The organism is Microvirga yunnanensis, from assembly GCF_025460875.1.
Map to the genome: position 1 here is coordinate 42,509 of NZ_JAMXFI010000057.1, position 8,745 is coordinate 51,253.

The 8,745-nt window shown below is 64.2% G+C and carries 7 protein-coding genes and 1 pseudogene; 6 read left to right on the forward strand and 2 right to left on the reverse strand.

Annotation, left to right across the window (positions count from 1 at the left end; all coding sequences use genetic code 11):
* Positions 1–8: 8 nt before the first annotated feature.
* Positions 9–1,103, forward strand: coding sequence for a phosphotransferase (locus tag NF876_RS24620; RefSeq protein ID WP_262271093.1), 1,095 nt, complete (start codon positions 9–11; stop codon positions 1,101–1,103).
* 3 nt (positions 1,104–1,106) lie between these two features.
* Complete coding sequence (locus NF876_RS24625) at positions 1,107–2,429, forward strand: aspartate aminotransferase family protein (protein ID WP_262271094.1); 1,323 nt, start codon at positions 1,107–1,109, stop codon at positions 2,427–2,429.
* Between the two features lie 121 nt (positions 2,430–2,550).
* Here NF876_RS24625 and NF876_RS24630 read toward each other — a convergent pair.
* Positions 2,551–3,260, reverse strand: a protein-coding gene (locus NF876_RS24630) for an IS5 family transposase (protein WP_262271098.1) whose coding sequence is annotated in 2 segments (ribosomal slippage) — positions 2,551–2,981 and positions 2,981–3,260 — 711 coding nt in all. Because the reading frame shifts where the segments join, the coding sequence is not laid out codon by codon here.
* Between the two features lie 327 nt (positions 3,261–3,587).
* Positions 3,588–4,895, reverse strand: a complete 1,308-nt coding sequence (gene hisD / locus NF876_RS24635; protein ID WP_262271095.1) for a histidinol dehydrogenase — start codon at positions 4,893–4,895, stop codon at positions 3,588–3,590.
* A 179-nt stretch (positions 4,896–5,074) separates the two neighbouring features.
* Between hisD and NF876_RS24640 the strand changes: the two genes are divergently transcribed.
* From NF876_RS24640 to NF876_RS24655, 4 genes and pseudogenes are all read left to right on the forward strand, one after another.
* Positions 5,075–5,623, forward strand: a complete 549-nt coding sequence (locus tag NF876_RS24640) for a cupin domain-containing protein (RefSeq protein WP_204241287.1) — start codon at positions 5,075–5,077, stop codon at positions 5,621–5,623.
* A 131-nt stretch (positions 5,624–5,754) separates the two neighbouring features.
* Positions 5,755–6,807, forward strand: coding sequence for an ABC transporter substrate-binding protein (locus NF876_RS24645; RefSeq protein ID WP_262271096.1), 1,053 nt, complete (start codon positions 5,755–5,757; stop codon positions 6,805–6,807).
* A 228-nt stretch (positions 6,808–7,035) separates the two neighbouring features.
* Positions 7,036–8,100 (forward strand): ABC transporter ATP-binding protein, encoded by a 1,065-nt coding sequence (locus NF876_RS24650; protein WP_262266361.1) that lies wholly within the window; start codon positions 7,036–7,038, stop codon positions 8,098–8,100.
* Positions 8,097–8,745: pseudogene (locus tag NF876_RS24655) on the forward strand (ABC transporter permease); the annotation flags it as partial. The gene NF876_RS24650 and the pseudogene NF876_RS24655, both read left to right, overlap by 4 nt.

Here is an 8,745-nt window from a genome sequence, read left to right on the forward strand (position 1 = left end):
GAGCCTGAATGACCGCAGGTCGTTCCGGCGAGGTAAGCCCGATCATGTCGACGACGTCGCGAGCGAGCATCAACGCAGTGCTCGAAACCGCTGTGCCCGTGGCTGCTGCCGAGGAAGTGAGGGCGATTGCACTTCGGCATTTCGGCATCCGCGGCGAGCCGACCCGGCTGCCGGGCGAGCGGGACAGCAACTTCCACATCAGGACGGAGGATGGCGATCACTTCCTCCTGAGGATCAGCAATCCTGTCGAAGACCGTCAGGTGACGGATTTCCAGACCAAGCTCCTGCTGCACATCGAGCAGACCGATCCCGGGCTGCCCGTGCCGCGCATTGTCCGATCCGTCGAAGGCGGGCCCGAAATCGTCCTCACGCTTCCGGGGCAACCGCCGAGCGTCGCGCGCCTCTATACTTTTCTCCAGGGGGATCCCCTGCATAAAACGCCGCCCAGCCGACGCCAGCGGTGGAACATGGGCGGAGTGCTCGCCCGGATCGATCTCGCCATGCGGGAGTTCCAGCATCCCGCTTCCAACCACGAGCTGATGTGGGACATGAAGCATGCCCACCGTCTGCGTCCCCTGCTGGTGCATGTCGAGGATCTGCGGCGGCGTGCTCTGGTAGAGCGGTTCCTCGACAGGTTCGAGCAATTCGTGCTGCCGGCCATGCCGAACCTGCGCACGCAGGTCATTCACAACGACCTGAACCCGCACAACGTGCTCGTGGCGGAACACGATCATGACCATGTGACCGGCGTGATCGACTTCGGCGATGCGGTGCTGGCCCCTCTCGTGAACGATCCTGCGGTCGCCGCAGCCTATCGGAATGCGGATGCCGGGCATCCGCTTGAAACAGTCTCCGAGTTCATTTGCGGATACCATGCCGTCCTTCCGCTCGACGACGCCGAGTTCGAGATCCTATTCGACCTCGTGGCGACCCGCATGATACTGACGGTGCTGATCACCAGCTGGCGCGCCGCCATCCAGCCGGAGAACCGCGAATACATCCTGCGCAACGCGCCGTCGGCCTGGGCCGGGTTGGAGCGCTTCGCCGGCCTGGACCGCGCGGAAGCGCACGCCTATCTTCGTCGAAACAGCCGTCCGGAGTGACCGATGTCCATGATCAACGCCTATGACCCCGCCAAGGCGGCCGATGTGGCCGTACGCGAGCAGGAGATGATCGCCCGTCGCCAGCGCTTGCTTGGGCCAGCCTACCGGCTGTTCTATGCTAACCCGGTCCATGTGGTGCGCGGGGAGGGCGTGTGGCTCTATGATCCCGATGGCCGGGCTTATCTCGACGTCTACAACAATGTGGCGTCCGTCGGCCATTGCCACCCACGCGTCGTGGCCGCGCTGTCCAGGCAGGCGTCTATCCTCAACACGCATACCCGCTACCTCCACGACATGGTTCTCGACTATGCCGAGAAGCTTCTCGGCTATTTTCCCATCAAAAACCCGCAGGTGATGTTCACGTGCACCGGCAGCGAGGCGAACGATCTGGCCTTGCGGGTGGCGAAGACTCACACGGGCGGCACTGGGGTCATCATCACCGACTTCGCCTATCACGGGGTCACGAGCGTTATCGCCGAGATGTCGCCCTCGCTCGGCGCCGGGATGCGCCTGGGAGATCACGTGCGCACCGTGCCGGCGCCGGACCATTATCGGTCGAAAGGGCAGGATGTGGGCGCGGCCTTTGCGCAGCATGTTCGCGCCGCGATCGACGACATGAGGGCTCATGGCATCAAGCCCGCCGCGCTGATCGTCGACACGATCTTCTCGAGCGACGGCGTGTTCTCGGATCCGGCAGGCTTCCTGAAGCCGGCGGTCGAGGAGATCCGCAAAGCCGGCGGAATTTTCATCGCGGACGAGGTCCAGCCCGGCTTCGGCCGCACGGGCGACGCCATGTGGGGGTTCCAGCGCCATGGGGTGGTGCCCGATATCGTGACCCTCGGAAAGCCCATGGGCAACGGTCATCCCGTGGCCGGCATGGTGGCGAAACCTGAGATACTCGCCGAGTTCGGAAAGCGCGTGCGCTATTTCAACACCTTCGGCGGCAACCCCGTCTCCTCGGCGGTCGGCATCGCCGTGCTGGAGGCCATCGAACAGGAGGGACTGGTGGAGAATGCCCGCAGCGTGGGCGCCTATCTCCGGCAGGGCCTTCAGGACCTGGCGAACCGCCACCTGATCATCGGCGACGTGCGCGGGGCTGGTCTGTTCGTCGGCGTGGAATTGGTGCGGGATCGCGCCACGAAGGAGCCCGCCACGCAGGAGACGGCGGCCCTGGTGAACGGCCTACGCGAGCGGCGGGTGCTCATCAGCGCGACGGGACGTGCCGCGAACGGCCTGAAGATCCGCCCGCCGCTGGTCTTCTCGAAGGCGAACGCCGACCACTTCCTCTCGGCCATGGAGCAGACGCTCGAGCAAATGGCACTCTAGAGCATCGGACGCAAAAGTGGAATCCACTTTTGCGTCCGATGCTCAACTCTTGGCTGGCGCATCGTTGACTGCGAAAAACCGGGTCCACTTTTTCGCACGATGCACTAGAGCGCGTTGACATTCACTTGGTCCAGATGAATGCGCTGACGAGGCAAAGGAGTGACATGAACGCCCGCGGGGTTTGTTCGTAGCGGGTGGCGATGCGCCTGAAGTGCTTGATTTTCAAGAAGAAGCGCTCGACGAGGTTGCGCTCACAATAAAGGGCGTAGTCGCAGGCAACTTGCGGCGAGGTTGTCCTGGGCGGGATGACCGGCACGGCCTCCTGGCTCTCGATGGCCTCGCGCAACGGCTTGGCGTCGTAGCCCTTGTCGCCCAAGACATGGTCGGCGGGAAGATCAGCGATCAAGGCTTCAGCCTGAGTGATATCGCTCGCCTGTCCCGGCGTCAGGATGAAGCGGAGCGGATTGCCCAAAGCATCGACGACGGCATGGATCTTGGTGGTCAGCCCGCCACGGGAACGTCCGATCGCACGAGCCTCAGGCCCCCCTTTTTGCCTGCCGCATGCTGGTGCGTCCGGACAATGGTTGAGTCGATCATGATGTATTCGAAGTCGGGCTCATCGGCCATGGCGGCAAAAAGCCGGTCCCAGACGCCGCTCTTGGACCAGCGCGAGAAGCGCACAAAGGCGCTGTTCCAGTTGCCGAAGAGGTCCGGCAGATCCCGCCACGGCGACCCTGTTCGGGCTAGCCAGAGCACGGCTTCCACGAACAACCGGCTATCGACCGCCGTTCGGCCGGGATCCATGCGCTTGCCTGGCAAATGCGGCTCCATCCGATCCCACTGGTGATCTTTCAAAATCAGACGCACTCCGCTCACCCGAATCTCCGCTCCCAAAAGGAGCTTGAATCAGACTTGCGAGCCCGCGGGAATCCTGAATGTCAACGCGCTCTAAAGCATCGGACCCAAAAGTGGACTTGCACTTTTGGGATCCATCCGATGCTTTCTTCTTGAATGAGAGCATCGGTCAGGACGGAAAACCGGGGCCACTTTTCGCTGACGCGGCCCTCTGGGTCCGTCCGATGCTCTAACGGAATCGATGGTGCAGCAGGCAGATAAACGATCGGCGACCGGCGGCAGGGCCGGTCGCCGCGTGTAAGATCAGACCGGTCCGTTCTTCAGGAGTTGTTCGCGGCCCAGGCGGAAGGCGGCCGCGCGGCGATGCCCTTCGAGGCCTTCGCTCTCGCTCTGGCGACAGGCAGGCGGCGCAACGGCCGCGACGCCGCGCTCGTCGAGCCATTGGTGGGTGCAAACCTTCACGTAGGAGCCGACCCAGAGGCCGCCCGTGTAGCGGCCGGCGCCCATGGTCGGCAGCGTGTGGTTGGTGCCGCAGCATTTGTCCGAATAAACGACACTGGAGAGTGGCCCGATGAACAGCGAGCCGTAGTTGCGCAGCTTTTTGGCGGTCGCATGCGGATCGCGCGTGTGCACCTGCAGGTGCTCGGCCGCGATAAAGTCCGAATAGGCGGTCATCGCCTCCTTGTCGGCGCATACGGCGATCTCGCCGTAGTCGCGCCAGGCAGGGCCGGCAACATTCGCGGTGGAAAGGTTCTGAAGCTGGCGCTCGACTTGTGCGAGAGTGGCCTCGGCCAGTTCCCGGCTCGTGGTGATGAGGCCCACGCGCGTGCGGATGTCGTGCTCGGCCTGCGCCAGAAGGTCCACGGCGATCATTTCCGGATCGCCTGTCTCGTCGGCCAAAACGAAGATTTCGCTCGGGCCGGCGAGCTGGTCGATGCCCACGGGGCCGAACACTTGGCGCTTGGCCTCGTTGACGAAGGCGTTGCCGGGGCCGACGATCTTGTCGACGGCTGGCACCGTCTCCGTGCCATAGGCCATCGCGGCAATCGCCTGCGCACCGCCGATGCGGAAGATCCGGTCGGCGCCCGAGAGATGGCAGCCGGCGATCATGGCCGGGTGGGCCGTCGGCGGAAGGCAGGCGATGACCTCCTCGCATCCGGCGACTTTGGCGGGCACGATCGTCATGATCGGAGCGGACAGGAGCGGATAACGCCCGCCGGGCACGTAGGCGCCGACGGTTTTGATCGGGATCACGCGGTGCCCCAGATTGAGGCCGGGCAGGGCTTCGATCTCCAGGGGCAGGATGGTGCCGAGCTGCGCCTGGGCGAAGGCGCGGACGCGCTCGATGGCGAACTCCGTGTCCTGCCGGGTCTGCGGATCGAGGTTGCGCACGGCCTCGGCGCGCTCCTCGTCGGCGACTTCGAAAGCGGCCACATCCACCTTGTCGAACGCGTTGCCGTATTCCCGCACGGCCGCGTCCCCGCGCGTCCGCACGGCGCCGATGATGTCACGCACGGTGGCTTCGATCGCGCGATTGTCCGTATCGGCGTCGCGCTTCGGGGCTTTGAGATGTGTGACCTTCCCGGTCGGACTCGACATCGATCGTAACATTGTTTGTTCCTTTTGACGGGTCTCGACTCTCGATGATGTCGTGGAGCTTCTCAATTGGCCCCGACCCTCTTGTTCAGTATTCTAACCATGCCTAAGATGGTGAGAATGCAGCCTGCGGCCACGCCGGACTCTCATCGGGTTTGGACGGGGCGAGGCCCTCAGACGAGGAAGGGGTAGGCATGCCGAAGATCGGGACCCGGCTCAGAGAGCTTCGCCGCCGGCGGAACCTCGGAGTTCGTGAGGTGGCCTTGAGATCCGGCATCTCGCATTCCTCGATCTCGCTCATCGAGCGGGACCGCATGAGCCCGTCGGTCGACACGCTCAGCGCCATTCTGGATGCTCTCGGCACCACCCTGACGGGCTTCTTCTCGGACCTGAACTCCGCCGTGCGTCACTCGCCGTTCTACGGGGCCGATGAATGGGTCGAGATTGGCAAGGCGCAGACGATCTCGTACCGCATGTTGGGCATGAACCATCCCAACCGGCAGATCCTGATGCTGCATGAGACCTATGCAGTCGGAGCCGATACGGGAGAGCCGTTCTCCCATTCGGCGCAGGAAGCCGGAACGGTGCTGCACGGTGCCGTCGAGGTCACGGTGGGCGACGAATGCCGCGTGCTCAAGGCGGGCGACGGCTATTATTTCGACAGCCGCATGCCCCACCGTTTCCGGAACGTGGCCAACGAGCCGAGCACCGTTCTCAGCGCCGTCACGCCACCAACCTACTGACCTTCAAACCGACAGAGGCCAACCGGGTCGACGTTCAATATTTTCACCGCGACGGAGCCAAGCCGCTTCCAACTTCGACCGCGGATGTGCTTGCCTGCCGGGGGCGCCAATAACCAGAGAGGGACCCAAACATGACACTCGCCAAGAAACTGACGCTCGCCGCCTGCCTCGCGGCTCTTGTCGCGGGCGCGGCCGTCACATCGGCTCAGGCTCGCGATCTCACCGTCGTGTCCTGGGGCGGCAACTACCAGGACGCGCAGAAGAAGATCTATTTCGAGCCCTTCGCCAAGAAGACCGGCAAGCCCGTTCTCGACGAGAGCTGGGACGGAGGCATCGGCGTGATCGCGGCCAAGATCAAGGCCGGCGTGCCGAACTGGGACGTGGTGCAGGTCGAGTCCGAGGAACTCGCGCTCGGGTGCGCGGACGGCTATTACGAGAAGCTCGACTGGAGCAAGCTCGGTGGCAAGGACGCCTACCTTCCGGCCGCTGTCAACGATTGCGGCGTGGGCGCCATCGTATGGTCGACCGCCCTCAGCTATGACGCGGACCGCCTGAAGCAAGCTCCGCAATCATGGGCCGACTTCTGGGACACCAAGAAGTTCCCCGGCAAGCGCGGCTTCCGCCGTGGCCCGAAATACGCGCTCGAGTTCGCCCTGATGGCCGACGGCGTGCCTCCCGCCGACGTCTATAAGGTGCTGGGCACGCCTGAGGGCATCGATCGCGCGTTCAAGAAGCTCGACGAGTTGAAGCCGAACATCGTCTGGTGGGAATCGGGCGCTCAGCCGCTGCAGCTCCTGGCCTCCGGCGAGGTGGTCATGACCACCGCCTATAACGGCCGCATCTCGGGCATCAACAAGACCGAAGGCAAGAACTTCAAGGTCGTGTGGCCGGGCAGCCTCTACGCCATCGACAGCTGGGTGATCATGAAGGGCAGCCCGAACAAGGACGCCGCGATGGACTTCATCGCCTTCGCGAACGTGCCGGAAAACCAGGTGAAGCTGCCGGAATACATCGCCTACGGCCTTCCGAACAAAGCGGCTGCAGCCGCCGTGCCGGCAAACCTGCAGAAGGACCTGCCGACCGCGCCTGAGAACCTGTCTGGCGCGGTGGCGCTCGACGCCGACTACTGGATCGACAACATTGAGGAGCTCAACAAGCGCTTCAACGCTTGGCTTGCAAAGTAACGGCGAGACAATCCATGCAGGCAGGAGCGGGCGACATGCGAGTTTCAGAGGCTCGATGCATCACTCCGCTCCTGGCGCGTCCAATCCGCCACCAAGTCAAGGCGCGGGCGAAAGCCCGCGCCTCGTCCGCGCGGAGACGGCCATTGCCATTTTGGCCGAGCCGAGCGCACAGGATGCAGTACCCTCCAAGGTTTCACCTGCGGCAACCACGATCCAGGGCATAGCGAAATGCGACCCTTCATTCAGTTCGAGTCGGTCTCGAAAGCCTTCGGCAGTCTCACCGTGGTGAACGCGCTCGATCTCGCCATCGAAAAGGGCGAGTTCGTCAGTCTTCTGGGCCCGTCCGGTTCCGGCAAAACCACGATCCTGATGATGCTGGCAGGATTCGAACGACCGACACAGGGCGCAATCTATCTCGACGGAAAGCGCATCGATCACCTGCCGCCCTATCGCCGGCAGATGGGCGTCGTGTTCCAGAACTATGCTCTTTTTCCGCACATGACGGTTTCCGAGAACGTTGCCTTCCCGCTCGAGATGCAGCGCGTGCCGCGCGCCGAGATCACCCAACGGGTCGAGCGCGCACTCGACATGGTGAAACTCAAGTCGTTGAAGGATCGGCGGCCCTCGCAGCTCTCGGGCGGTCAGCAGCAGCGCATCGCGCTCACGCGCGCCCTTGTGTTCGAGCCGAGCGTGATCCTCATGGACGAGCCGCTCGGCGCGCTCGACAAGCAGCTGCGCGAGCACATGCAGCTCGAGATCCGCGAACTGCACAAGCGCCTCGGTCTCACCATCGTCTTCGTGACCCACGACCAGTCAGAGGCGCTCACGATGTCGGACCGCATCGCGGTGTTCAACGCCGGGCGGATCGAGCAGATCGACAATCCTCAGGTGATCTATGACACGCCGCGCACGCGCTTCGTGGCGGAGTTCATCGGCGAGACCAACCTGATCGAGGCCAAGATCGCGAACATCGACAATCACGTCGCCCGCCTCTCCCTCGGCGCCGGCCTCAGCGCGCACGCGCATGCTGCGGATGGCCTCTCAGCCGGGCAGACCGCATCCTTCTCGCTGCGTCCCGAGCGGATCCGTCTCGGGGTGGCTCCGGAAGGGAGCAACACGCTCGACATGACGATCGCCGACTGCATCTATCACGGTGACCACATGCGGGTTCAACTCACCCGTGACGATTTCAGCCTGGTGGCGCGGTGCGAGCGGCTGGCAGGGCATTGGACCGTCGGCGCGCCCGTCGTCGCCTCGTTCGATCCCAGTGACTGCACGGTGCTCGCCCGATGAAATCGGCTGTTCTCCGCGAGCGCTCCGGCGCCCTGTTGCTGGTCATGCCGGTCCTCGCCTTCCTGGCGGTTTTCTTCCTGTGGCCCCTCTGGACGATGGTCACCGCCGCCTTCGTCGACGACGCGGTCAGCAAGGTTCTGCCGCGAACGGCGGCCAGCATCGTTTCCTGGAATGGCCAGGGTGTGCCTTCGGAAGCGACCCGCAAGGCGCTCGTGCAGGATCTTTCGGCTGCCTCGGACGAGCAGGCTCTGGGCGAGGCCGTGCGCCGGCTCAACAGCGCAGCATCGGGCTTCCGCACCCTGCTCGGGCGGACGATCCCCGCGGTCAAAGCCGCGCCCGATCCCGCGCAGGTGGATCTTCTTGCGGTCGATCCGCGCTGGAGCGACACGCGCTTCTGGGTGGCGCTCAAGGAGGCGATGCCGCCTTATACGGATCGCAACATCCTCGCGGCCGTCGACTTGAAGCGCGACACGTCGGGCAGCATCGTGGCCGAGGCTGCGGACGTCTCGGCACACCGCCTCATCATGCTGCGCACCCTTATGGTCGCCGCCATGGTGACGGTCGCCTGCGCGGTCATCGGGCTTCCCTACGCGATGCTTGCAGCCTCGCTGACCGGGTGGAAGCGGTCGGTTCTCCTGCTCGCGG